Origin of the sequence: Microbacterium sp. (assembly GCF_040394595.1) — a bacterium.
Taxonomy (GTDB): Bacteria; Actinomycetota; Actinomycetes; order Actinomycetales; family Microbacteriaceae; genus Microbacterium.
Map to the genome: position 1 here is coordinate 14704 of NZ_JBEBSA010000013.1, position 23047 is coordinate 37750.

Here is a 23047-nt window from a genome sequence, read left to right on the forward strand (position 1 = left end):
TTCCTTTCGTCACGCATGTGCTCGTTCGTTCTGTATGGATCTCGGTGAGGGAGGGGATTGCGGGTCAGCGGGCCGCAGCGGCGAGGGCGTCCTCCTCGGCGGATGCGGCGGATGCGGCGGCCTGGTCGGCGGCCTGACGGCGCCGGGCGGTGCGGCGGCGTCCGATGAGGCCGAGCAGGGAGTACTCCGAGGGCGACGCGAGGGCGGCGGTCACGCGATCGAGGAAGACCGCGATGAGCACGATGCCCAGGCCCGCCTCGACGCCCTGGCCGATGTCGACGGTCGAGATCGCCTCGACCACGAGCTTCCCCAGGCCGTCGGCGCCGGCCATGCCGGCGATGACCGCCATCGAGAGGGCCAGCATGATGACCTGGTTGACGCCGGCCATGATGGTCGGCAGCGCGAGGGGCAGCTGGATGCCGCGCAGGATCTGCCCCGGCGTGGCGCCGAACGCGTGCCCCGCCTCGACGGTCTCCCCGTCGACGCCGCGGATGCCGAGCTCGGTGAGACGGACGCCCGGGGGCAGGGCGAAGATCACCGTGGCGACCATGCCGGGCACCACGCCGATGCCGAAGAACAGGATCGCGGGGATCAGGTACACGAAGGCGGGCATGGTCTGCATGAAGTCGAGCACCGGCTTCAGCACCGCACGGACGGTGTCGTTGCGGGCCGACCAGATGCCGAGCGGCACGGCGATGAGGATCGCGACGATCGTGGCGACGAGCACCAGCGCGAGCGTCTGCATCGCCGGCGTCCACAGGTCGAGCGAGACGATCACCAGCAGCGACACCGCGGTGCCGACGGCCAGCAGCGGCGAGCGCAGCAGCCAGGCGACGAGCGCGAGGACGACGATCGTGACCGGGAACGGCACGTCGAGGAGCAGACCGGTGAGCCCGTCGACGAGCGCGCCGATGACCGTCGAGATGAAGTCGAACAGCCACTCGAGGTTGTTCAGCAGCCAGTTGACACCGGTCTCGACCCATTCGCCGAGGGGAAGACGGAAGCCGTCCATCAGCGCACCTCCTCCTTGGTCTCGGTTCCGGGCAGCGGCGGATGCTGCTCCAGCACGGCGTCGATCTCGGCGGTCGGCATCGGGATCACCGGCAGGGTGATCTCCTCCGTCGCCCCGGGCCCGGGCCCGAGGGCCGCGAGCAGGGTGACGCGGGGGATCACGCCGAGCAGGCGGTCCTCGGCATCCGTCACCGCGAGCGGCAGCGGCGACTCGACGGCGGGCACGAACAGGTTCATCAGCACCTCGTCGACGTCCACGCTCTGCGGCACGGGCTTGAGCACCGACGTGAGGTCGGCCTCGCCCTTGCGGACGAGCTTCACGGCGTCGCGGTCGGTGACGATCCCGAGCAGCTTCCGATCGCGGCCCGTCACGTACACGGCCGACATGTAGGCGTCGCGCATCTGGCGCAGCGCGGTGCGCGGTCCGGCGGTCGCGGCGACGACCGGGCGCGGACGCTCCATGACGTTGCCCGCGGTGAGCACCCGGGCGCGGTCGACGTCCTGCACGAACTGCTCGACGTAGTCGTTGGCGGGGTCGGTGAGGATGTCCTCGGGGGTGCCGATCTGCACGATGCGGCCGTCGCGCATCACCGCGATGCGGTCGCCGAGGAACATGGCCTCGTTGAGGTCGTGGGTGATGAACACGATGGTCTTCTGCAGCTTGGCCTGCAGATCGACCAGCTGCTCCTGCATCTCGCGGCGGATGAGCGGGTCGAGGGCGCTGAACGCCTCGTCCATCAGCAGGATGTCGGTGTCGGCCGCGAGCGCGCGGGCGATGCCGACGCGCTGCTGCATCCCGCCGGAGAGCTCCGAAGGCAGCTTGTCGCCCCAGCCGGAGAGCCCGACCAGGTCGAGGATCTCCTCCGCCCGGGCGAGGCGCTCGGTCCTGCCGACGCCGCGCAGCTCCAGGGGATAGGCGATGTTCGCGGCCACCGTGCGGTGCGGCAGCAGCGCGAAGTGCTGGAACACCATCGAGATCCGGTCGCGACGGATCTCGCGCAGGCGCGATCCCGGCACCGCGGTGATGTCCTCCTCGCCGATGACGATCTCGCCGTCTGTCGCGTCGTGCAGCCCGTTGAGCATGCGGATGATGGTGGACTTGCCGGAGCCGGAGAGCCCCATGATGACGAAGATCTCACCGCGGTTGACAGTGAAGCTCGCGTCGATGACGGCGGCGGTCCCGGCATCCGCGACATCGGTCCTCGTCTCGCCGGATTTCAGACGGGCGACGGCCTGCTTCGGACTCTTTCCGAAGACCTTGAACAGATGGCGCGCTTCGAGAGCGGTTTCGGACACGTTTCCCCCGCGGCTCACCTCGGGTGGATGAGCCCACTTCGGTTACGCCCGGGTGGTGATCACAGGGCCGTTCGACTTCGATGTGCTGGCGGCACGGGCGCCGGATTCGGATCCGGGCAGAGATCACCGACCTTACGCCCGCATCTCACACCAGTAAGCACAAAATTCGAAGAAAGACACGGTCGCGGACTGGTCTTCAGGCCTTCCGACCTTCGATCCACGCTAACGAATTGGCTGATCGGGGGCAAATCCGGCTCAGCGAACCCTGCTCTGATCAGCGCTTCTCAGACCGGGTGAGGGTGAACTTCGGAGTGCGGGCGACCTGCACGGTGCGCCCGACCACGCGCTCCAGGACGCGGCGATGATCCAGGTGCGAGTTGAACACCGTCCACACCTCCCCGCCGGGCCGCAGCGCCCGCGCCGCCCCCTCGATCAGCCGCGCGCCGGCGTTCTCGTCGACGGCTGCACCGAGATGGAACGGCGGGTTCAGCAGGACCAGATCGGCGGATGCCGCGGGCAGCTCGGACCCGGCGTCGTCGAGCGTCACGGTCACGCGTCCGCCGAGCCCGTTCGCGGCCGTCGTCGTCCGCGCGGAGCGCACGGCCGCAGCCGAACGGTCGGTCGCGACGACCCGCGAGGCCGGATGCCTCAGCGCATATGCGGCGGCGAGCGCACCCGTGCCGCAGCCCAGGTCCACGACCTCGGCGGCCGGAGGGACGTTCCCGTCGCGGATCGCGTCGAGCAGCACACGGGTGCCGATGTCGATGCGGTCGCCGGCGAAGGCGCCGCCGTGCGCCGCGAGGACGATGCCGTGATCCGGGTGCGCGGTCGAGACCGGGAACGGCGGCTCCCCCGCGGGCCGTCGTGGGGTGGAGGCGATGATCAGCCGCGACTTGCGACGAGCGAGCTGGGGCTGCACCGTGCCGAAGAAGCGGGTGAGCACCTCGTTCTGCGCGAGGGTCATGTGCTTCACCCTCCCCCCGGCGATGAGCACCGCATCCGGAGAGGCCCAGCGCGCCACCGCATCGGCGATCTCCTCCAGCTCGGCGAGGGCGCGCGGCAGCTGCAGCAGCACGAGGCGGGCGCCGGCGAGCAGCGGCTCATCGAGCTCGGTGGGGCGGAAGCCGTCGAGCCCGAGCGCCGCCGCGTTGCGGGCGAGCGCCCGCCGGCCGGTGACGAGGTCCTGATGCACTCGCACGCCGCGCATCCCGGCATCCGTCAGCGCCAGGGTGAGGGCGCCGTAGCCGTCGCCGATCACCGCGATGCGGTCGCCGTCGACTCCCCGGGCGAGGGCCGCGGCGATGAGCAGCTCGTCGGTGGCGTCCCACGCCTGCAGGTTCGGGGCTTCGACGTCGGGGGAGCGCCGCAGCAGGTCGTAGGCGAAGTCCGTCACGCGCCCACTGTAGTCGCGGGGCCGCGCGCACCCGGTGCCTTCCCGCCGAGACGGCCGGATCCCCGCGCACGGCCCGCACAGGGACGACGCGAACGCACCGGGAACACCGCCCGCGCGTTCGGGCTCACTCCCCGCGGGGCTCCTCCACGGCATTCTGGCCGCTTCGCCGAGCCGGTACTATCCCGCCGAGACAGCCGGACCCCGACGCCTGGAGCACACCGGCTCGACGGCAACACACCGGCTCGACGGATGCGCAGGACCGGCCCGACGGGCGGCCATCCAGACGACCCGGGCCTCAGCGCTCCCCCGACACCGACCAGAGCCGATAGGAGTACAGCGAGTCGCAGGTGGCCTGCGACCAGTCCTGATCGTCGACCGTCGGCAGACTCGAGCACGAGCTCGTGAACACCACCTCCGGCCGGTCGGGATCGACCAGCTCGCCCGACCAGGTGCGCACCATCCCCGCATTGTGGTTGCGGCTGAACCCGGTGAGCCGACGGTCGACGTCGCCGAGCGGCGTCCACACGCCCTGGCCGCGGACGAAGTCCTTCAGCGCGATCGCGTCGACCTGGACGGACGCGCCGATCCACCACGGATTGTCCTTCGGGTACGGATGCTGCTCGCGCACCAGCACGATCTGCTTCCGCGATGCGTCCAGCGCGATGTCGAAGCCGTTCAGGTAGTCGCCCGCGCCGTCCGATCCGGTGAGCCCGGGGATCGGCAGCCGCACCTCGGCGGTGACCTTCGGCCTCTCCGCGGACGACAGGTCGACGGTGACCGCATACGCCCGCGTGGACGAGTCCCCGCGCGTGTAGGCGAGCAGCACCCGCCCGGAGTTCGCGGCGAGAGAGATCGCCGTCGGCTGGCCGGCGCCCCAGGCGAGCGGGTCTTCGGCGGCGACGATGGGCGCGGGGAGCCTGGTCCACGGCCCCTCCGGATCCTTCGCGAACGCGACCCCGATCTGATTGTGCGCCGAGGCGTCGACATCGTTGCCGAGGTAGAACATCGCGTAGGAGTAGCGGGTCCCCTGCAGATCGAACCGCCCCTTCACCACGCTCGGGTCGCAGGTGTGGAAGCTGTCCCAGGCGCCGGCCGCTCCCGGCTGCAGCACCGAACGGCTCTCGACGACGGTGCCGGCGACCCGCTTGGTGAGGTAGATGTGATCACGGATCACCCGGTGCTCGTCGTTGTGACAGGTCCAGATCCACTCGGTGTCGCCGTCGCGCACCACGGAGGGCGCGTAGGCGTAGAAGCCCTCGGCCGGCTGGTAGACCGCGGAGATCGATGCCGGATCCCAAGCGATCGGATCGGCCGACGCGGACGGGCGGCCCTGTGCCGCGGAGGCGGGCGTACAGGCCGTGATGATGCCGAGGCCGACGGCCAGTGCGCCGATCATCGTGGTCAGGGCGCGGCTGCGCCGGAGGATGGTCATGGTCGGGCTCCTTCGCTCGAGGGGGACAGCGGCCCCGCGGGGACGCGGGATTCGGGATCGTGCAGCGCGCCGGCGGTGGACCCCTGCCACCCCGGGGGCGTGAACGAGCGGTACAGGTGCGGCAGCGCCTCCTGCAGCGCCCGCTCATAGGCGAGGGGGTCGTCGCGGCGGAACACGTGGGCGGGTCCGTCGCCCGTCTCGAAGGTGTAGAGACCGGAGGGATGACTCGCCGCCGTCGCGGGGACGAGCTCATTGCGGAACACGACGTCGTCCGCGCGCCGCTCGTTCCGGGCGATGATCCGGTGCGTCCCGTCGCCGCGGCGCACCAGCAGGGAGTCCGAGACGATCATCCAGGCGGCCGTCTCCCACACCGCGTGGCGCCGGGCGTAGACGGCCTCGGCGATCTCTGCGGGCGGTTCCTCGTCGAGCGCCCGCAGGAAGTCGATCCTGCTCTGCCCGCCCAGACCGTACAGCAGGTAGCGGCGCAGTGCGGGGTGCATGCCCTCGATCCACCGCAGGTCTTCCAGCCACCAGCTGGTGTTGTGCTCGTCCGGCGTGTAGCAGTCCACCGCCGAGGCGCACGGGTACAGACCGAGCGGGAGACCGGAGTCGACCACCCTCCGCGTGGCGATCGGGTCGAGGTAGACGTTCCACTCGAGGTAGTCGAGGGTGGTCGAGCCCGCGCTGAGGTGCACCATCGCGGTCTTCTCGCGCAGGAGCGCCGGGTCGCGGTTGAAGGCGACGGCGATCGGGCGTGCCGATCCGAACGACATGATGTGCACAGGCTCGTCCGCCGCCCGCAGGGTCTCGAGGATCAGCTCGGGGCCGCGCTGCTGGAAGGCGGGGACATCGCGCATCTGATCGTCGAGCGCGCGCATCCGGGCGAAGGGCGAGACGCCGAACGGCACGGAGGTCCCGAACAGCGCGTTGAGCTGCGTCACGGGGATCACGCCGGGGTCGCGCGGGCCGGGGTAGCCGAGCACGCCCTCGCGCACCGATTCGCGCTTCTCGATCGAGACGTCGAGCACGACGGCGCGCAGATCGACGCGGTCGAGGGCGAACGGCAGGATCAGGTCGAAGTTGTCACCCGGATCCTCCGGCGGGAGATAGAGGTCGGTTACGGTGATGACAGGAACGCTCATAAGATGGGAATCTACTCGAATAGATTTCGGGAGGGAAGGGGGTCGGATGGCCGCTCACGCCCCGGAGGGGGATCCTCCGCGCGCCGCGACGCGCACCGATGTCGCGCGCGCCGCCGGAGTCAGCACGGCGGTGGTCAGCTATGTCGTCAACAACGGTCCGCGCGCCGTCGCCCCGGCCACCCGCGCGCGCGTGCTCGCGGCCATGGAAGAGCTCGACTACCGGCCCAACGCCCTCGCCCGCGCCCTGCGGATGCGCAGCGCCCAGGCCGTCGGACTGATCGTCCCGGACGTCAGCAACCTCTACTTCGGAGCCCTGGCGCGTGAGCTGTCCAACCGCGCGTTCGACCAGGGCTACGCCGTGCTGCTCGGCGACGCCGACAACGACGTCGACCGCGAGCGCGCCCAGGTGGACTCCCTGGTCGGCCGCCAGATCGACGGGCTCCTCATCGTGAGCCTGGGCGACGAGCTCCCGGCCAGCGCCGAGAACGTCCCGACCGTGTTCCTCGACCAGCGAGACCGCCCCGGCCGCCGGTCCGTCGTGGCCGACGACCTCGACGGTGCCGCTCAGGCCGTCTCGCACCTCATCGGGCACGGCCGCCGGCGCATCGCCCTCGTGAACGGCCCCGCCGGCTCGCCCGAAGCGGTGCAGCGCGAGCGCGGCTGGCGCGAGACCCTCGACGCCGCGGGGCTGCCGCACGACGAGTCGCTCATCGTGCGCACCGAGTTCTCCCGCGCGGGCGGGCTCGACGCCGCGCTCCGGCTGCTGTCGCAGGACGAGCGGCCGGACGCCGTGTTCGTCGCCTCCGACGTGCAGGCGCTCGGCGTGCTCGCCGCCGCACGCCGTCTCCGGCTCAAGGTGCCGGACGACCTCGCAGTGATCTCCTTCGACGGCACGGAGGAGGCCGCGTTCAGCGACCCGCCTCTCACCACCGTCGAGGTGCCGATCGACCGGATCGCCGAGACCGCCCTGCGCGCCGTGCTCAGCCCCGAGCCCGCCGACGCGCCGACCTTCGTGCCCGTGCGGCTCGTGATCCGCGAGACGTGCGGCTGCCCCGAGCCGACCGGGGGCTGACCGGGAGGCTCTTTTCTCGGCCGGAGGTGCACGCATCGACCCGGCGTGTTCGCGCCGGCCCGGTGCGTGTCGCGCGCAGCGTTCCATCCGTGTCGACGGGACACCACTGGCTCGGTGGTCCCGCTGCGCGCGGGCGGCCATGCCAGCACGCCGCGGCCGATGTGCAGGCACCCGATCCGGCGCGTCCGCGTTATCCCGATACGCTCACGCCGGCCCGGTACGCTCACGCCGGCCCGGCATGCTCCGCGCGTCGGGATCCAGCCGTCTCGGCGGGAGAGCACCGGGACGACGACAGCACGGCCGCCGACCCCCTCCCGCACCTGCGCACCCTCAGCGTCCCGCCAGCCAGGCCTCCAGCTCGGCGGCATCCGGATAGGACGCCTGCGTGCCCGCACGGGTCGCCGCGAAGGCGCCCACGGTCACCGCGAAGCGCACGGCCTCGACGACGGAGTCCTCCGCCGCGATCCGTGACGCCAAGGCCCCGAGGAACGCGTCGCCGCATCCGCTGGTGTCGACCGCCTTCACCGGCACGGCCGGCACCCGCACCACCTCGTCGCCCTGCACGACGAGCGCCCCGCGCGCCCCGCGCGTGACCACGAGCACACCGGATCCCAGCCGGTCGCGGTCCTGCCGGAGAGCGTCGTCCGTCCCCTCCGCGTCGCCGCCAAGACCCGCGAGCTCGTGCTCGTTCACCACCAGCACGTCCACCATCGCGAGCAGCCCCTCGGGCACATCGCGGAACGGCGAGGGGTTGAGCACGAGAACGGCTCCCGCCGCCGAAGACGCCTCCGCGGCCGCCTGCACCACGGGGTCGCTCATCTCGAAGCAGGTGACCACCACGTCGGGCGCGCCGAACGAGGTCCGCACCTGCTCCGGCGTCACATCGAGGTTCACCCCGGAGTCGACGATGATGACGTTCTCCGCTTCCTCGTCCACGAGGATCGTCGCGTGCCCGGTGCGTCCGGGGAGCGTGCCGACCCGGGTCACGTCCACGCCCGCGGCCGTCGCCGCCTCGCGCAGCGTGTGCCCGGCGGCGTCGTCGGCGACCGCGCCGATGAGGCCCACGTCGCCGCCGAGCCGTGCCGCGGCGGCGGCCTGGTTCGCGCCCTTGCCGCCCGGCGACTCCAGGGAGTCGGTGGCGTGCACGGTCTCCCCCGGCTGCGGCAGGCGGTGCACCACGAGGGTGCGGTCGAGGTTCAGCGATCCGACGACCGCGATCCGCCCGCTCATCCCTTCAGTCCCGTCGTCGAGAGCGATTCGGTGTACTGCTTCTGGAAGAACAGCAGCAGGATCATCGGGATGATGCTCAGCACGAAGGATCCCGCGAGGATCTGGCCGAGGTCGACCGTGAACTGGGTGCTCAGGTTGGCCAGCACGATCGGCGCGAGCTGGCGCTCGGGCGACGTGCCGATCAGCAGCGGCCAGAGATAGGCCTGCCACTGGGAGAGGAACAGCATCATGCCGGCTCCGATCAGGGCGGGTTTCGAGAGGGGGAGGATGATCCGCCACAGCGTACCGAACCTTCCCAGGCCGTCGACCTCCGCGGCGTCGATGAGCTCGGAGGGGATGCCCATGAAGAACTGGCGCATCACGAAGATCGCGAAGCCGTTCGCGAGGGCGGGCAGGATGAGGCCCGCATAGGAGTCGGAGAGCCCCCAGCCCTGGAACAGCGAGGACAGCGGGATCGCGATCGCGTCGAACGGGATCATCGCCACCACGATGATGAAGCTGAACACCAGGCCGCGGCCGACGAACTGCATCGTCGCGAGGGCGTAGGCGGCGGGGATCGCGATCGCCAGGCCGATCACGATCGTGAGGCCCGCGACGAGGAAGCTGTTGAACAGTCCGAGCAGGAAGGCCCCGGACCCCAGTGCGCTGTAGTTGCTGAAGTCGCCGCCGGCCGGGATGAACGCCAGCCAGGACAGCGGCGTCATGTTCTCGACGTAGGTGTTGCCGGGGCGCATCGATGAGGCGAACACCCACCAGAGCGGCAGGAACACCGAGACCGCGACCAGAGCCGCCGCGATCGTGAGCACGACCGTGGCGCGACGCGAGCGCCTCATGAGCGGTCCTCCCGCAGCATCCGGAACTGGATCATCACGATCACCGAGAGGATCGCCATGAGCACCACGACCTCGGCCTGGCCGACGCCGAGGTCGCCGAGCAGGTAGGCGCGGTTGTAGATGTCGTACATGATGAGGTTCGTCGATCCGTTCGGCCCGCCCTTGGTGAGAATCTGCACGGGTGCGAAGAGCAGGAACGAGCCCACCGTGCAGGCGATCAGCACGAATGCCATCGGCCGCTTCAGCAGCGGGAGCGTGATCGAGAACAGTCGGCGCCACCAGCCGGCGCCGTCGAGCGCGGCCGCCTCGTAGAGCGAACCAGGGATGTCCTTCAGGCCCGCGATGATGAAGATCATCCAGTAGCCGAGCGCTCCCCAGGTGACCATGATCCCGATCGAGAACGCGGCCTGGTTGGCCGACGTGAGGAAGGGCTGCGCGGGAAGGCCGACCGCCTTCAGGATGCCGTTGACCAGACCGTCGGGCTGCAGCGCGGTGCTCCAGATCAGCGCCACCACCGCGCCGGGCACCGCGGCGGGCACGAAGATCATCGATCGCCACAAGCCCACGAAAGGGATGTTCTGCACCAGCAGCAGGGCGAGCGCGGTGGAGAGGACCACCACCACCGGGTTGAGGACGAGGTTGAAGACCAGGGTCACCACGAGCACCGAGTAGAAGTTCGCATCGGTGAAGAGGTAGGCGTAGTTGGCCAGGCCGTCGAACGTCGTCTCGCCGGTGGCGAGCGAGACGTGCTGGAAGCTGAGCCCGATCGCGCTGACGAGAGGCATCACCCGCATCGTGATGAGGGTGATGAGCGCGGGGGCGAGCATCGCGAGGGCGATGAGGGTGTTGCGGGCGAGCTTCGATCGGCGTCGCCTGCCGGAGAGGTGGTCCGCGGCGACGGGGTGCCCCGTCGCCGCAGACCGCTGTGAGGTGTCGGTCATGTCACTTCAGTCGCGAGATCTGCTCGGCGATGTCCTTGTCGGCCTGCTTCGCGCGGTCCATCGGATCGGAGCCGTTGCGGATGTCGGAGAACATCTGCCCGGCGCCCGGTTCGAACACGCTGTACCCGAGCACGGCCGGACGGTGCACGGCGTTGTTCTCGAGCTGGTACTGCAGGATCTCGCCGAACCTCGCGGTCGCCTCCCCGCCGACGGCGCTCATCTTCTCGGCGTAGGCCGCATACGCCTCCTTGTTGGTCGGGGTGATGCCGGCGACCTCCGCCGACTTCGCGTTGCCCTCGGGGTCGATCGTCAGATATTCGAGGAACTTCTTCGCCGCATCCTGCTTCTTCGACTTCGCCGACACCGCGACCGCCCAGGAATCGGTGGACGTGGCCTTCTCGCCGCCCTCGAAGTACGGAGCGGGGGCGACGCCGTAGGCGACCTTCCCCGCCTCGGCGACGCTAACGCCCCAGGGCCCGGAGACGATGAACCCGGCCTTGCCGGTCTGGAAGAGCGCGCCGTTCTTGTCGTTGGTGATGCCTCGCGGCGACAGGCCCGACTCGAACAGCCCGTGGTACCAGCTCAGCGCCTTCTGCCATCCGGGGTTGTCGAAGTCGACCTTCCCGTCAGCGTCGATCCCGTCGCCGCCCCCGGCGGAGCGGCCGACCATCTGCAGCTGGTAGTACGAGTCCCACTGGTCGAAGAGGAACGGGTACTCGGCAGCTCCGGCGTCCTTGATCTTCTGCGCCGCCGCGGTGAGCTGCTCGTAGGTCCAGGGCTTCGTCGGGTCGGAGGAGGGCGGCTCGATGCCCGCCTTCTTCAGCACGTCGGCGTTGTAGTAGAGGAACTGCGACGTGGTCCAGGTCTCGAGGGCGTAGAGCTTGCCCTTGTATTCACGGGACGTGACCATGTCCTCGCTGACGGCCGCCTTGGTCGCCGCGTCCTTCAGGTCGGAGATGTCGGCGAGGAAGCCTCGGGTCGCCCAGTCGGCCACCGCACCGCCCGCGTCGACCACCATGAGGTCGATGTCGCCGCCGCCACCGGCCATCCGCTGGTTGATGGTGCTGGTGTACTGCGCGTACGGGATGTTCAGCTGCTTGACGGTGATGTCGGGGTTGGCCTTCTGGAACCCCTCGATCGCCTTCGCCCAGGTCTCCGCGGGGTCGGCGTTCGCGAAGGTCAGCGTGACCTTGCCGTCCCCTCCGGATTCGTCGGGCGACGACGCGGCGCCGCAGCCCGCGAGCGCGGTGATTCCGACGGCGACCACGGCGGCGATGCCGCCCAGTCGCAGTGCTGTGCGAGTCATGTGATGTCTCCTCTTTGAGTGTGTTGCGGGGTCGGGTTTCTCAGGGCAGCCGCGTCGCGGCGAGGATCCGGTCGAGGATCTCGGCACCGACGGCCTCGACGTCCATGTCGGCGACGATCGCGTGCGGTCCGTCGCCGGGGGCGAAGCGGGTGACCCCGGCATCGGGGCCGTCGGCGTCGACCGTGATGGTGCCGGCCTCGACGCGGAACAGGTCGGGACGGGCGAGGGTGAGCACCGCGATCGGGTCGTGGGGCACGTTGTAGTCCTGCTCGGCGAACTGCCAGAAGCGTCGCATCTCGGCACCGATCATCCCGCCGAGCGGCCCGGATGAGGTGATGCGGTCGAGCTCGGCGTGGCTGAGGCGGATGCGCTCGGTCTGGTCGAGCCCGACGGCCAGCACCGGCACTCCGGAGGCGAAGAGGGCCGCCGCGGCGGCGATGTCGCAGCGGATGTTGTGTTCGACGACGCCGGTACGGAACTCCCCGCCCATGATGACGACGCGGCGGATCGCGCCGCCGGGGGCTTCGACCGCGGCAGCCATGCTGGTGAGCGGTCCGATCGCGGCGACCGTCTCGGCCGCGGCGAGCTCGTCCACGCCGCTACGGGCGGCGGTGAACGTCTGTGCGGCGAGGTCGGGGATCGTCTCACCCTCGTGGCCGGCCCACCAGACCGCGCGGCCGGATCGGGTCTCCGCCTCGCCGAGTGCGATGGGCGGCGGCGTGAGCCCGACGGTCGCGAAGACCTTGGCGACGATCCGCGCCCGCAGCGCGACGTCGCCGTAGACGGTCGCGACCGCCTGCAGATCGAGCTCCGGGCTGCCGAGGATCATGGCGAGCGCCAGCAGATCGTCGACGTCGGTGCCGATGTCGGTGTCGAGCGCGAAGCCGGTGGGGTGCGGAGCGGTCATGGGGTCCTGTCTCGATTCCTGCGGGCGCTCCGTGATCGGGGCGTGCTCGTGACTCTACACGAGTAGATACGGTTGGGCAACGCCACCGGGATCCGGCCCCCGGCGCGCCGCGCTCCGCCTCTTCCGCGACGTCAGGCGATCCCGCGATACTTGACCCCATGACTGCATCGCTGTCGATCGTCGACCACGTCCTCCCCTCCGCCGCCGTCGGCGCAGCGAACCCGCTCCCCGCCGTCGCGACCATGCCGCAGGCCCCCTATGAGGCGTCCGCTGAAGGACTGCCGGAGGACATCGCGCGGGGCCTGCGCTACGGACAGGTGACGTCGATCCACCCCTACCTGCTGCAGGACTCCTACGACCGCGACAGGACCGACGCGCCGATGCGTCTCGCGGTGCTGGAGAACGGGCACATCCGCGCCGAGTTCGCGCTGGGCCTCGGGGGCCGGCTCATCGCGCTCGTCGACAAGACCACCGGACGCGACCTCCTCTACCGCAACGCGATCTTCCAGCCCGCGAACCTCGCGCTGCGAGACGCCTGGTTCTCCGGCGGCGCCGAGTGGAACATCGGGATGCGCGGCCATTGGCCCCTCACCTGCGACCCGCTCTACGCCGCGGTCGTCACCGCACCCGACGGCGAGCCGGTGCTGCGGATGTGGGAGTACGAGCGCGTGCGCGGCCTGATCGTGCAGATCGACGCGACGCTGGGTGCCGGAGCGCCGGCCCTGCACGTCCGCGTGCGGGTGCGCAATCCGCGCGCGGCCGAGACCGGGATGTACTGGTGGACGAACATCGCCGTCGCCCAGAACGCCGGCAGCCGCGTGTACGCCCCGGCACGGCACGCCTACCGCACCGGATACGACGGATCGCTCCAGAGGGTCGGGCTCGACGACTTCGACAACCGTCCGGCGCACGCGCCCGAGGCCGCCGACTACTTCTTCGACACCGTCGGGCACGCCGCCGACCTCGGCGTGGACGTGCGCCCCTGGATCGCCGCGCTCGGCGCCGACGGCGCCGGCTTCGCCCACCTGTCGAACGCGCCGCTCACCGGCCGGAAGCTGTTCGTCTGGGGCGACACCACCGGCGGACGACGCTGGTGCGAGTGGCTGGGCGGCCCGTACTTCGAGATCCAGGCGGGGCTCACCACCACCCAGTACGAGCACGTCCCGATGCCCGGAGGGGCGACCTGGGAATGGACGGAGACCTTCCTCCCGCTGCAGGTCGACGACCACCGCCGCTCCGCCGGCTGGGCGGAGGCGACCGATGCGGTCGGTGCGCACGTCCTCGCCGCGGCGGAGGCGCTCGACCCCGCGGGGATCGCCCGGCTCGACGTCGTCGCCGACGCCGCACCGGGGGAGCCGCTGTCGGAGGGTGCGCCCTGGGGTGCGCTCGAACAGGAGCTCGCCGCGTGGGCGGGTGAGACGTTCGAGACGCTTCCCGGTGTGCGCTTCTCCCGGGAGGGCGCGGAGGGCGCCTACTGGGCGGGGCTGCTCGACGCGGTCACCGGTGCGGCGGACAGCGGCGTCGCCGCCGGGGCCGCTGCCGGCGCCTTCGGGGCGGCAGCGGGCTCAGGGGCCGGGGGTGCGGGCTCGGACCCCTCGGAGGAACCCGCCACGGGCATGGCCGGATCCGCGGAACCCTCGGAGCCTGCGGAACGACCGGGAACGGGCGGAGTCCCGGCGGCCGGGAGCGCCGACGCCCCCGCATCCCATGTCGCCGGGGCCTCCTGGGAGCGCCTGCTCGCACGGGCGCCGCAGACCTGGCTCACGGCGTATCACCGGGCGGTGATCGCACACGCATCCGGCGGGCTCGCGCGAGCCCGGGAGCTGTACGCGGCGGCGGACGAGCAGCAGGAGACCGCCTGGGCCGCGCGCGGCGCCGGGCAGGCGGCGCTCGCACAGGGGGACGAAGCCGAGGGCATCGCCGCGCTCGGGCGTGCGCACCGCCTCGCCCCGCAGAGCACGCCGATCGCCCTGGAGCTCGGTGACGCCCTGTTGCGGGCCGGGCGGCTGCGCCGGCTGCGGAGCCTGCTCGCCGAGCTTCCCGCCGAGGTGCGGGCGCTCGGACGGTTCCGCGTGCTGGCCGTGCGGGCCGCGCTGGCCGAGGGCGACCGCGAGGCCGCGGGACGACTGCTCGAGGACACCTTCGAGGTCCCCGATCTGCGCGAGGGGGAGCTGAGCATGTCGGCGCTCTGGCGCGAGGCCTTCGACGACCGCCCCGTGCCTCCGCACTACGACTTCTCGATGACCCCCGAGGCCTGACCCCGCCGCGCCCTCGCGTTCCGGGTTCGGCGCGCCGCTGCTCCGGGGCGTCGCGCGCCGGGTCCGGCATCCCTTCCCCGCAGACCGGCGGGAGGCGGCAGCGGGCGCGGGCCACGAAGGAGCAGGCCAGCGGCGTAAGCCCTCCGCTGACCGGAGGGGTCAGATCGTGTCGTCGGCGGCGACGATGTCGAGCTGCCAGGTGCGCACGTCCGGGGCATCGCGATCGTGCGCCTTCTCGGCATCGAGGATCAGCTGATGCAGGGTCTCGTTCAGCTCGCGGTACTCCTCCGGCGTGAGACGCAGACTGTGCCGCGAGAACGTGGCATGATCCTCGGCCGCGCGCCCGGCGATGTACTCGGCCGACCACGTCGCCACCCGCCGGACGAGCTCGATGTGGTCCTCGGCGAGCGCGACGAGCACGGCGTTGCCGAGCGTCTCATCGGCGACCGGATGCTCGGGGGACCCAACCGTGAACGCGCCGCGCACCGGCGTCCACACGCGATCGCGACGGTCGCGCGCCTTCTCGGGCGCTTCGACGATCAGTCCGGCATCGGCCATCACCCGGAGGTGGAAGCTGACCTTGTTCGCGGGCTCTCCGATCACATCGGCCACATCGGCGGCCCGCACGAACTCGTGCGTCGCGAACACCTGGAGGATCCGCCGCCGCAACGGGTTGGCGAACGCCTTCAGCATCGCCGTCGTCATCGCCCTGTCGCCGCGGTCCTCCTGCTCGCTCATGCCCCGAAGTATACTCAGATAAAATTGCGCGACTTTACTTGCGCAATTTTGACTGCGGGATTATCGTGTCCCCATGACCTCCCTCTGGCGCAACCACCGCTACGTCGCCTGGCTCATCGGCGACACCGGCAAGGGTCTCGCGTTCACGCTCTTCGGGTTCGCCGTGCCGCTCCTCGCGCTCATCGTGACGAACGACCCGGCGCAGGCGGGCATCATCGGGGCGGTCGGGATGGCCGTGCGCCTCGTCCTCACGCTGTACGGCGGAGTGCTCGCCGACCGTCATCCCCGGGTGCGGCTGATGATCCTGGGCTCGGTGTTCGGCGCGGTCATCGCGGCGGGTTTCACCCTGCTCGCGCTCACCGGCGCGCTCTCGTTCACCACGCTCCTCGTCGTCGAGGTGCTGCTGGCCATCGGCGCCGGCCTGTTCAACTCCGCCGGCGAGAGCGCCCTGAAAGAGGTCGTCACCGACGACACGATGGGCCGCGCACAGGCCGCGAACCAGGCGCGCGACGCCGCCCTGCAGCTGGCCGGCGGCCCCCTCGGCGGGGCTCTGCTCGTGGTCGGCGGCTGGCTGGTGGGCGCCGTGATGGCCGCCTGCCATCTGGTCGCGGCGGTGGCGGCGGCCCTGATCCCGCGGATGAGCGGACCCGCGGCGCCGGAGCCCGCAACCGCCCCGGCATCCGGCTCGCTCCCGGAGGGCGGCACACGGAAGCCGAACGCGTTCCGCGAGATCCGGGAGGGGTTCACCTGGCTGTTCTCACGCGCCGATCTCCGCGGCTCTCTCGTGATCCTCACGATCATCAATCTCGGCATCAACGTCGCGATGACGACGGTGATCTACTCGCTCCAGCAGGGCGGATACTCGACTGCGGTGATCGGCCTCATCAGCACGGGCCTCGGCGCGGCGACGCTCGTCGGCGCCCTGACCGCCTCCGCCCTCGTTGCCCGGATCGGCGCCGGGAAGCTGCTCATCACCGGACTCGTGCTGCTCGCCGTAGGATCCGCAGCGGTCGCCCTCGTGCACGAACCGCTCTGGATCATCGCCGTGATGATCGTGCCCGGGCTGATGCTCGCACCGATCAACGCGGCGCTGGGCGGGTACTTCATGGTCGCCACCCCGAGCGCGATGATGGGGCGGGCCAGCAGCGCATCGAACGTGCTCGGTATGGGCGCGATGCCGCTCGCCCCGCTGGTCGCTGGCTTCGGGCTCACCCTGATCGGTCGAGAGGGGACCATCCTGATCGGAGCGGGTCTGTGCGCGATCGCCGCACTGCTCGCACTCGCGAACCGGGGGCTGAGGTCACTGCCGGCCGAGGCCGGCTGGGCGGCGCACGCCCGCCGGTTCGAGCCCACCCCGACGGCCGCATCCGTCCCGACGCCCTGATCCGGCACCCCCGGAGATCCGCGAGCCGCCGCCTCGCCGGGACAGCCGCTTCGACTCCACGAAGCTCACGGGCCGCTTCCCCGACCGCACGGTGACGACCGACCGCGCAGGGCTGCCCCTCATCGGCCGAGGGTGGTGATCCCGAGCACGACGACGGCGAGCGCCAACGCAGCCCAGACGAACGCCCAGTACTGCAGAGGGAGCCAGAACATGCTGTGCCTGTTCATGAGGCCCTTCGCCTGCTCCTGCTCGTGCTGGAACAGGGCGTCCGCCATCTGACGCGCCTCCGCCTCCGACCGCGGCTGCGGCTGCCCGGGCCCGAGGGAGAACCCGCCGGTCGCGACCAGTTCGTCCAGCTGCGCCCGGCGCTGCTCGGACCACGTGTCGATCTTCCGCTGCGGCGCGGTGCGGTTCAGCGCCACTCCGGTGAACCAGGTCGCGACCGCGGCGAGGATCAGGCCGATCGCCATGCTGAACGGCAGCGCCTGCTTCGAGACGACCGTCGACATCAGCCCTCCGAAGAGCATCATCGCTACGGCCGCGTAGACGAACGCGAGAACGCCCCAGCCTCTCCAGATGATCATCAGCAGATCCCCCACTTTCCTTCCTGCGGGACGCCGCGGCGCGGCGATGGTCCCGGGCTTCGATCGAGATCCGCGACCCTGAGGAAATCGGGGGCTGACCCGGGTGCGCGTCCCTGGAGCCTAGCGGATGCGGCGCCCCGCACCCCGCGCCCTCCCTCTCCCCCTCGCCCCTGCCCCCCTCTCCGTCTATTCGTCACGGAGTGCGTTTTCCCGGCCCGGATTCCGGCACTTTGCGACGAATAGACGGGTCGGAACCGGAGACCCCAGGCCCGGGGCCCCGGAGGTCAGCGGTCGAGGTCGTCGAGGAGCTGCACGGCGGCACGCGCGTAGTCGCCGATCCAGCGGTCGTGGATCCTCTTGATCGGCAGGGGCGCGAGGGTGAGCCGCCGCTCCCGGCCGCGCTTCTCGCCGATCACCAGCTCCGCGCGCTCGAGCACCCGCAGATGCTGCAGCACGGTCGTGCGATCGAGCTCGGGGAAACGGGCGCACAGCTCGCCCGTGGTGCAGGGGGACTCGCGCAGGCGATCCAGCATCCTCCTCCGCACGGGAGCGGCGAGCGCCTTGAAGACGAGATCGTCCCTTCCCTCCTCAATCGACATGTTGTAATCTTACAACATGTCTGAGAACGAAACCCCTCTGAGCACCCTCTCGTTCAGCGTGTCGGGCCGCGTCGGACGCCCCCGCGCCGAGGTCTACGAAGCGGTCGCCGATCCCGCGCAGTTGTCCCGCTACTTCACGACCGGCGGTGCCCGCGGACGCCTCGAGGCCGGTGCCGACGTCTCCTGGGACTTCGCCGACTTCCCCGGACGCTTTCCGGTGACCGTCGTCGAAGCCGTCCCCCACGAGAGCATCGTGATCGAGTGGGATGCCGCCCCGGGCTCGAACGAGTCGGGCCGCACCCGCACGACCTTCGCCTTCTCGTCGATCGACGACGACACCCGCACGCTCGTCACCATCACCGAGGAGTCGTGGAACGCGACGGGCGCAGGCGCGAAGAGCGCCTTCGGCAATTGCGAGGGCTGGACCGGGATGCTCGCGGCGATGAAGGTCTGGGTCGAGCACGGCATCAACCTTCGCGAGGGCTTCTACGCCTGAGCCCTCCGGCCGCGCAGGGCTCCCTGCACCAGACGGTGCACGAGCTCCTCGTAGTCGACGCCCGCCGCCGCGAACATCCGGGGGACCTGCGACGCCGGAGTGAGTCCCGGCATCGTGTTGATCTCGTTGAACACCGGCCCGTCGGCGGTGAGGAAGAAGTCGATCCGCGCGACCCCCCGGCAGCCGAACGCGTCGAACACCGCGAGAGCCGCCCGTTCCAGGGCCATCGCCTCGTCGGCGCGCAGTTCCGCCGGCACGGTGAAGCGTGCGGAGCCGTCGTACTTCGTCGCGGTGTCGAACAGGCCCGACGCATGGATCTCCAGCGCCGGTGCCGCCCAGCGCGTGCCGTCCGCCTCGCGCAGCACGGCGACGTCGATCTCGCGACCGCGGACGAGCGGCTCGACCAGTGCCCTGCCCCCGCTCGCGTCCACCGCGCAGGCGCCGGCGAGAGCCGCGCCGAGGTCGTCGAGGCCGCGCACGAGCGAGACACCGTGACTCGATCCGGACGCGACCGGCTTGACGACCGCCTCGCCGTCGAGCTCGATCGAGTCCCCGTCGGACATCGTCACGACGCGTCCGGCGGCCGTGCGCACGCCGACATCCCGGGCGATGAGCTTGGAGAAGTGCTTGTCCATGCCGATGGCGCCCGCGACGTGCCCCGAGCCGACGACCGGCACCCCCGCGAGCGCGCACAGTGCGGCGAGCGCCCCGTCCTCGCCCAGGGGACCGTGCACCGCCGGGAAGACCGCGTCGGCCTCGGTGAGCACCTCCGTCGCGACGGCGAGCCCCTGCGCCCTCCGCCGCCGCATCCCCGATCCTGTCGAGGCGCCGAACTCGGGGCCCTCCCCCGTTCCGCGGCCCGCCGGTTCCCCGGCCGTCCACTCGCCGTCGCGCCCGATCGTGAGCCGCTCGACGGCATAGCCTCGGCGGGTCAACGCCGCGGCCACGCCCTCCGCCGATGCGAGCGACACGTCGTGCTCGACGTTGCTCCCCCCTCCGATCACCGCGATCCGTGCGGTCATGCGGTCTCCCGCCGCACTCGCGGGCCGACCCCGGTGACGATCTCGTGCGGGATCGTGCCCGCCCAGCGCGCCCAGTCGCGCACGGTGGGCGCCGCCGCCCCGGTCGGGCCCCACACGGTCGCGATCGCCCCGCGGGCGAACCTCCGATCACGCGTGTCGACGACCACCTGGTCCATCGAGACCCGGCCGACGACCCGGAACCTCTCCCCGTCGATCGCGACGGACGCGTCGGGAGCGATCGCCCGCGGGATGCCGTCGGCGTATCCGACGCCCAGCACCGCGAGGTTGGTCGCATCGGGCGTGACGTGAACGCCCCCGTAGCCGATCGCCGTGCCCGCGGGCACTCGGGAGCTGTGCACGACCGGCGCGGTGAGGCGGGAGGCCTCCCGCAACGGCGTGGTGCCGGAGGGGTCGATGCCGACCAGGCCCGCTCCGATCCGCACGAGCTGCCGGTGCGAGGCGGGATCGGTGAGGGTCGCCGCCGTCGCGGCGATGTGCGAGAGCGGCACGGAGAGCCCGGCCGCGCGGGCGAGCCCCTCCGCCTCATCGAGCAGGCGGAGCCCCGCAGCGTTGCGCACGGGATCACCGAGGTCGGCATCGGGGAGGTGTCCCATCAGCCCGGCCACGACGATGTCGCCGGCGCGCGCATGCCGGGCGGCGAGCGCCATGAGGGCGGGCCAGTCGCCACGCGCCGCGCCGCCCCGTGCCATCCCGGTGTCGACGTTGAGGTGCACGTGGATCGGACGACCTCCGGCGCGGCGGGGCATCCGCAGGGTCTCGGCGATCACCTCGAGCAGTTCGTCGGGGGACGACACGGCGATGTCGATGCGTCCGCGTGCGGCGCCCGCCACATCGATCCCGGACGGGTGCAGCCAGGCGAGGATCGGTGCGCCGATGCCCGGGCCCTCGGCGGGCGAGCGCAGCTCGAGCCCCTCCGCGACATCGGTCACGCCGAGCCAGGAGGCCCCTGCGGCGAGCGCGGCGCGCGCCACGTCGACCATGCCGTGGCCGAACGCGTCGGCCTTGACCACCGCCATGACCTGGGCGGAGGTGCGGCCGGCGATCGTGCGTACATTGGCGGCGACCGCGTCGAGATCGATCACGAGCGTCGGCCTCTCGAACCCCGCCCGTCCCCGTTCCGGTCGTCGTTCTCGCCGGTCGAGCCCCCCGGCGGCGGCGTGGACGGCGACCGGGACGGGGGCGGCCGGGATCGATGAGACGTGTCGTGCGGGCGCGGTCTTCACGGTCATGCATCCAGTGCATCGCAACGGATGTTGCCCGCCCGTATCCGGTTTTCGATATGCGGACGATATGTTCTTGACATATCCCGGGGTTATGTGGTTACTTAGTCGAGTAAGTAACCAATACACCACGAGGAGCGTCTGTGATCGACGACGGCCGAGCACTGTTCCTGCAGATCGCCGAGGCGATCGAGGACTCCATCGTCGACGGATCCCTCGCCGAGGAGGCGCAGGCGCCGTCGACCAACGAGCTCGCCGCGTTCTATCGCATCAATCCGGCAACCGCTGCGAAGGGAGTGGCCATGCTCACCGAGAAGGGCGTGCTCTACAAGAAGCGCGGCATCGGCATGTTCGTCACGGAGGGCGCGAGGACGATCCTGCTCTCCGAGCGCCGCTCCGCCTTCGCCGACCGCTACATCGACCCGCTGCTCGCCGAGGCCCGCACCCTCGGCCTCGGCCCCGAAGACCTCGCCGATCTGCTGCGCGAACGCGCCGCGGACGGCCCCCGCACGGAAGGGACAACGGCATGACCGCCGTCATCGAGGCGCGCAGCCTCACCAAGCAGTACCGCGACAAGAAGGCGCTCGACGGCGTCTCCCTCACGATCGAGTCGAACACCATCTACGGCCTGCTCGGGCGCAACGGCGCCGGGAAGACCACGCTCATGTCGATCATGACCGCGCAGAACTTCGCCACCTCGGGAGAGGTCCGGGTGTTCGGCGAGGAGCCCTATGAGAACGCTCGCGTGCTCTCACGGCTGTGCTTCGTGCGCGAAGGGCAGAAGTACCCCGACGACGCCACCCCCACCCATGCGCTGAAAGCGGCCCGCCTGTTCTTCTCGAACTGGGACCAGGAGCTCGCCGACCGGTTGGTCGCGGACTTCCAGCTGCCGATGAGGCAGAAGATCAAGAAGCTCTCCCGCGGGCAGCTCTCCGCCGTCGGCGTGATCATCGGCATCGCGTCCCGCGCGGAGATCACGTTCTTCGACGAGCCGTACCTCGGCCTCGACGCCGTCGCCCGGCAGATCTTCTACGACCGGCTGCTGGAGGACTACGCGGAGCATCCGCGCACGATCATCCTCTCGTCGCACCTGATCGACGAGGTCGCCAACCTCCTCGAGAAGGTGATCGTGATCGACAACGGACGCATCCTCCTGGATGAGGACACCGACGCCGTCCGCGACCGCGCCTCGACCGTCGTCGGCGACGCGGCCGCCGTGGACGCCTGGGCCTCCGGCCGGGAGGTCCTGCACCGGGAGGCGCTCGGACGCGTGGCATCCGTCACCGTTCTCGGCGCCCTCGCCCCCGAGGACCGGACGGCCCTGACGTCCGCGGGGCTCGACCTCGCGCCGGTCTCGCTGCAGCAGCTCATCGTGCGCCTCACCCAGGCGGGCGCCGCAGAATTCGAGGAGGTCCGCTGATGTCCCGCATCGCGAACGTGGTGCGCCTGCACCTCATCAACCGGCAGACGTTCATCTGGATGCCGCTCATCATCCTGTTCGGCGCGCTGGCGCTCTCGATCCTCGTCTTCGCCCTGATTCCGTACCCCGGCCCGAAGTACGGCGGCGCCGGGCAGGCGCCCCTCTGGTACTTCTTCGCGATCGGGATCTTCTCGCTCAACCTCACCTTCCCGTTCTCTCAGGCGATGAGCGTCACCCGCCGGGAGTTCTTCCTCGGCACGATGCTCACCGCGGCGGCGGGCGCCGTCGTGCTCGCCCTGCTCTTCCTGCTCGGCGGCTGGATCGAGGACCTCACCCACGGCTGGGGCCTCAACGGCTACTTCTTCCGCCTCGCCTGGGTCTGGGAGGCCGGGCCGCTCGTCGCCGCGCTCACGTACTTCGGACTGGCGCTGCTGCTGTTCAGCCTCGGCTTCATCGGGGCGACGATCTACCGGCGCTGGGGCCCGATGGCGTTCACCGTGGTGTGCTCCCTGCTGGGGTTCGCCCTCGTCGGCCTGGTCTTCCTGCTCACGCGGCTCGACCTCTGGGGCGCTGTCGGCGACTTCCTCGCCGGCGCGGGCGTCACCTCCCTGGCGCTGATGAGCCTCGGAGTGATCGTCGTCCTCTCGGCGATCTCGTACCTCGGGTTGCGGCGCGCGACCCCCTGACACGCCCGGGCGGCTCCGCGCGCTTGACCCTCACACCGTGGAAGACGGGAGAACGG

At 71.0% G+C, this 23047-nt stretch carries 22 protein-coding genes; 7 read left to right on the top strand and 15 right to left on the bottom strand.

The window, feature by feature from the left end; all coding sequences use genetic code 11:
• Positions 1 to 64: 64 nt before the first annotated feature.
• The 5 genes from ABWO84_RS12160 to ABWO84_RS12180 form a co-directional block, all read right to left on the bottom strand.
• Positions 65 to 1012: an ABC transporter permease gene (locus ABWO84_RS12160; protein ID WP_353114870.1), complete on the bottom strand. Its 948-nt coding sequence runs from the start codon at positions 1010 to 1012 to the stop codon at positions 65 to 67.
• Positions 1012 to 2307 carry a quaternary amine ABC transporter ATP-binding protein gene (locus ABWO84_RS12165; RefSeq protein ID WP_353114872.1) on the bottom strand — a complete coding sequence of 432 codons (1296 nt, stop codon included), beginning with the start codon at positions 2305 to 2307 and terminating at the stop codon, positions 1012 to 1014. The genes ABWO84_RS12160 and ABWO84_RS12165 overlap by 1 nt, the downstream gene beginning before the upstream one ends.
• A 274-nt stretch (positions 2308 to 2581) precedes the next feature.
• A complete protein-coding gene (locus tag ABWO84_RS12170) occupies positions 2582 to 3700 on the bottom strand; it encodes a class I SAM-dependent methyltransferase (RefSeq protein WP_353114874.1) in 1119 nt (372 codons plus the stop codon).
• Positions 3701 to 3995: 295 nt separating this feature from the next.
• The gene (locus ABWO84_RS12175; RefSeq protein WP_353114875.1) at positions 3996 to 5132 is read right to left on the bottom strand and encodes a glycoside hydrolase family protein; all 1137 of its coding nucleotides are present in this window, start codon (positions 5130 to 5132) and stop codon (positions 3996 to 3998) included.
• Entirely contained in the window at positions 5129 to 6274 is a 1146-nt protein-coding gene (locus ABWO84_RS12180) for a nucleoside hydrolase (RefSeq protein ID WP_353114877.1), read from the bottom strand. Before ABWO84_RS12180 ends, ABWO84_RS12175 begins: the two co-directional genes overlap by 4 nt.
• Positions 6275 to 6320: 46 nt before the next feature.
• On the opposite strand from ABWO84_RS12180, the gene ABWO84_RS12185 reads away from it, so the two are divergent.
• Positions 6321 to 7346, top strand: a complete 1026-nt coding sequence (locus ABWO84_RS12185) for a LacI family DNA-binding transcriptional regulator (RefSeq protein WP_353114879.1) — start codon at positions 6321 to 6323, stop codon at positions 7344 to 7346.
• Positions 7347 to 7676: 330 nt separating this feature from the next.
• Here ABWO84_RS12185 and ABWO84_RS12190 read toward each other — a convergent pair whose 3' ends face one another.
• Genes ABWO84_RS12190 through ABWO84_RS12210 form a run of 5 tightly spaced genes read right to left on the bottom strand, consistent with a single transcriptional unit; the run spans position 7677 to position 12563 of the window.
• The gene (locus ABWO84_RS12190) at positions 7677 to 8576 is read right to left on the bottom strand and encodes a ribokinase (protein WP_353114881.1); all 900 of its coding nucleotides are present in this window, start codon (positions 8574 to 8576) and stop codon (positions 7677 to 7679) included.
• Positions 8573 to 9409, bottom strand: a complete 837-nt coding sequence (locus ABWO84_RS12195; RefSeq protein WP_353114883.1) for a carbohydrate ABC transporter permease — start codon at positions 9407 to 9409, stop codon at positions 8573 to 8575. Before ABWO84_RS12195 ends, ABWO84_RS12190 begins: the two co-directional genes overlap by 4 nt.
• Positions 9406 to 10350 carry a carbohydrate ABC transporter permease gene (locus tag ABWO84_RS12200; RefSeq protein ID WP_353114885.1) on the bottom strand — a complete coding sequence of 315 codons (945 nt, stop codon included), beginning with the start codon at positions 10348 to 10350 and terminating at the stop codon, positions 9406 to 9408. The genes ABWO84_RS12195 and ABWO84_RS12200 overlap by 4 nt, the downstream gene beginning before the upstream one ends.
• Position 10351: 1 nt before the next feature.
• Positions 10352 to 11656, bottom strand: coding sequence for a sugar ABC transporter substrate-binding protein (locus ABWO84_RS12205; protein WP_353114887.1), 1305 nt, complete (start codon positions 11654 to 11656; stop codon positions 10352 to 10354).
• Positions 11657 to 11696: 40 nt separating this feature from the next.
• Positions 11697 to 12563: a nucleoside hydrolase gene (locus ABWO84_RS12210; RefSeq protein ID WP_353114889.1), complete on the bottom strand. Its 867-nt coding sequence runs from the start codon at positions 12561 to 12563 to the stop codon at positions 11697 to 11699.
• Positions 12564 to 12721: 158 nt separating this feature from the next.
• Here ABWO84_RS12210 and ABWO84_RS12215 point away from each other — a divergent pair, with 158 nt between their 5' ends.
• Positions 12722 to 14821 (top strand): DUF5107 domain-containing protein, encoded by a 2100-nt coding sequence (locus ABWO84_RS12215; RefSeq protein WP_353114891.1) that lies wholly within the window; start codon positions 12722 to 12724, stop codon positions 14819 to 14821.
• Between the two features lie 159 nt (positions 14822 to 14980).
• Here the strand turns inward: ABWO84_RS12215 and ABWO84_RS12220 are convergent, their stop codons facing one another.
• Positions 14981 to 15559, bottom strand: coding sequence for a winged helix-turn-helix domain-containing protein (locus tag ABWO84_RS12220; protein WP_353114893.1), 579 nt, complete (start codon positions 15557 to 15559; stop codon positions 14981 to 14983).
• Between the two features lie 73 nt (positions 15560 to 15632).
• On the opposite strand from ABWO84_RS12220, the gene ABWO84_RS12225 reads away from it, so the two are divergent.
• Positions 15633 to 16943, top strand: coding sequence for an MFS transporter (locus tag ABWO84_RS12225; RefSeq protein WP_353114895.1), 1311 nt, complete (start codon positions 15633 to 15635; stop codon positions 16941 to 16943).
• A 119-nt stretch (positions 16944 to 17062) separates the two neighbouring features.
• On the opposite strand, the gene ABWO84_RS12230 is transcribed toward ABWO84_RS12225, so the two are convergent.
• Both ABWO84_RS12230 and ABWO84_RS12235 read right to left on the bottom strand, forming a co-directional pair.
• On the bottom strand, positions 17063 to 17527 hold the full coding sequence (locus tag ABWO84_RS12230; RefSeq protein ID WP_353114897.1) for a hypothetical protein: 465 nt from the start codon (positions 17525 to 17527) through the stop codon (positions 17063 to 17065).
• A 284-nt stretch (positions 17528 to 17811) separates the two neighbouring features.
• Positions 17812 to 18126, bottom strand: coding sequence for an ArsR/SmtB family transcription factor (locus ABWO84_RS12235; RefSeq protein WP_353114899.1), 315 nt, complete (start codon positions 18124 to 18126; stop codon positions 17812 to 17814).
• A gap of 16 nt (positions 18127 to 18142) precedes the next feature.
• Here ABWO84_RS12235 and ABWO84_RS12240 point away from each other — a divergent pair, with 16 nt between their 5' ends.
• Positions 18143 to 18622 (top strand): SRPBCC domain-containing protein, encoded by a 480-nt coding sequence (locus ABWO84_RS12240; protein WP_353114901.1) that lies wholly within the window; start codon positions 18143 to 18145, stop codon positions 18620 to 18622.
• Here ABWO84_RS12240 and ABWO84_RS12245 read toward each other — a convergent pair.
• Together ABWO84_RS12245 and alr are read right to left on the bottom strand one after the other, a co-directional pair.
• On the bottom strand, positions 18613 to 19644 hold the full coding sequence (locus ABWO84_RS12245) for a D-alanine--D-alanine ligase family protein (protein ID WP_353114903.1): 1032 nt from the start codon (positions 19642 to 19644) through the stop codon (positions 18613 to 18615). The genes ABWO84_RS12240 and ABWO84_RS12245 overlap by 10 nt on opposite strands.
• Entirely contained in the window at positions 19641 to 20894 is a 1254-nt protein-coding gene (gene alr, locus ABWO84_RS12250) for an alanine racemase (protein WP_353114905.1), read from the bottom strand. Before alr ends, ABWO84_RS12245 begins: the two co-directional genes overlap by 4 nt.
• Before the next feature lie 134 nt (positions 20895 to 21028).
• Here alr and ABWO84_RS12255 point away from each other — a divergent pair, with 134 nt between their 5' ends.
• The 3 genes from ABWO84_RS12255 to ABWO84_RS12265 are packed head-to-tail and all read left to right on the top strand — an operon-like array spanning position 21029 to position 22991.
• A complete protein-coding gene (locus tag ABWO84_RS12255) occupies positions 21029 to 21415 on the top strand; it encodes a GntR family transcriptional regulator (RefSeq protein ID WP_353114907.1) in 387 nt (128 codons plus the stop codon).
• Positions 21412 to 22305, top strand: coding sequence for an ABC transporter ATP-binding protein (locus ABWO84_RS12260; RefSeq protein ID WP_353114909.1), 894 nt, complete (start codon positions 21412 to 21414; stop codon positions 22303 to 22305). Before ABWO84_RS12255 ends, ABWO84_RS12260 begins: the two co-directional genes overlap by 4 nt.
• Positions 22305 to 22991, top strand: coding sequence for a hypothetical protein (locus ABWO84_RS12265; RefSeq protein ID WP_353114911.1), 687 nt, complete (start codon positions 22305 to 22307; stop codon positions 22989 to 22991). Before ABWO84_RS12260 ends, ABWO84_RS12265 begins: the two co-directional genes overlap by 1 nt.
• The last annotated feature ends 56 nt before the right edge of the window (positions 22992 to 23047 follow it).

What these genes read in the sequence shown, in the direction of transcription:
- ABWO84_RS12205 (WP_353114887.1), bottom strand. Translation starts at nt 11,656, where the DNA reads ATGACTCGCACAGCACTGCGACTGGGCGGCATCGCCGCCGTGGTCGCC.
- ABWO84_RS12225 (WP_353114895.1), top strand. Translation starts at nt 15,633, where the DNA reads ATGACCTCCCTCTGGCGCAACCACCGCTACGTCGCCTGGCTCATCGGC.
- ABWO84_RS12245 (WP_353114903.1), bottom strand. Translation starts at nt 19,644, where the DNA reads ATGACCGCACGGATCGCGGTGATCGGAGGGGGGAGCAACGTCGAGCAC.
- ABWO84_RS12200 (WP_353114885.1), bottom strand. Translation starts at nt 10,350, where the DNA reads ATGACCGACACCTCACAGCGGTCTGCGGCGACGGGGCACCCCGTCGCC.
- ABWO84_RS12160 (WP_353114870.1), bottom strand. Translation starts at nt 1,012, where the DNA reads ATGGACGGCTTCCGTCTTCCCCTCGGCGAATGGGTCGAGACCGGTGTC.
- ABWO84_RS12185 (WP_353114879.1), top strand. Translation starts at nt 6,321, where the DNA reads ATGGCCGCTCACGCCCCGGAGGGGGATCCTCCGCGCGCCGCGACGCGC.
- ABWO84_RS12180 (WP_353114877.1), bottom strand. Translation starts at nt 6,274, where the DNA reads ATGAGCGTTCCTGTCATCACCGTAACCGACCTCTATCTCCCGCCGGAG.
- ABWO84_RS12230 (WP_353114897.1), bottom strand. Translation starts at nt 17,527, where the DNA reads ATGATCATCTGGAGAGGCTGGGGCGTTCTCGCGTTCGTCTACGCGGCC.
- ABWO84_RS12195 (WP_353114883.1), bottom strand. Translation starts at nt 9,409, where the DNA reads ATGAGGCGCTCGCGTCGCGCCACGGTCGTGCTCACGATCGCGGCGGCT.
- ABWO84_RS12220 (WP_353114893.1), bottom strand. Translation starts at nt 15,559, where the DNA reads ATGAGCGAGCAGGAGGACCGCGGCGACAGGGCGATGACGACGGCGATG.
- ABWO84_RS12175 (WP_353114875.1), bottom strand. Translation starts at nt 5,132, where the DNA reads ATGACCATCCTCCGGCGCAGCCGCGCCCTGACCACGATGATCGGCGCA.
- alr (WP_353114905.1), bottom strand. Translation starts at nt 20,894, where the DNA reads ATGACCGTGAAGACCGCGCCCGCACGACACGTCTCATCGATCCCGGCC.
- ABWO84_RS12260 (WP_353114909.1), top strand. Translation starts at nt 21,412, where the DNA reads ATGACCGCCGTCATCGAGGCGCGCAGCCTCACCAAGCAGTACCGCGAC.
- ABWO84_RS12240 (WP_353114901.1), top strand. Translation starts at nt 18,143, where the DNA reads ATGTCTGAGAACGAAACCCCTCTGAGCACCCTCTCGTTCAGCGTGTCG.
- ABWO84_RS12215 (WP_353114891.1), top strand. Translation starts at nt 12,722, where the DNA reads ATGACTGCATCGCTGTCGATCGTCGACCACGTCCTCCCCTCCGCCGCC.
- ABWO84_RS12190 (WP_353114881.1), bottom strand. Translation starts at nt 8,576, where the DNA reads ATGAGCGGGCGGATCGCGGTCGTCGGATCGCTGAACCTCGACCGCACC.
- ABWO84_RS12210 (WP_353114889.1), bottom strand. Translation starts at nt 12,563, where the DNA reads ATGACCGCTCCGCACCCCACCGGCTTCGCGCTCGACACCGACATCGGC.
- ABWO84_RS12235 (WP_353114899.1), bottom strand. Translation starts at nt 18,126, where the DNA reads ATGTCGATTGAGGAGGGAAGGGACGATCTCGTCTTCAAGGCGCTCGCC.
- ABWO84_RS12265 (WP_353114911.1), top strand. Translation starts at nt 22,305, where the DNA reads ATGTCCCGCATCGCGAACGTGGTGCGCCTGCACCTCATCAACCGGCAG.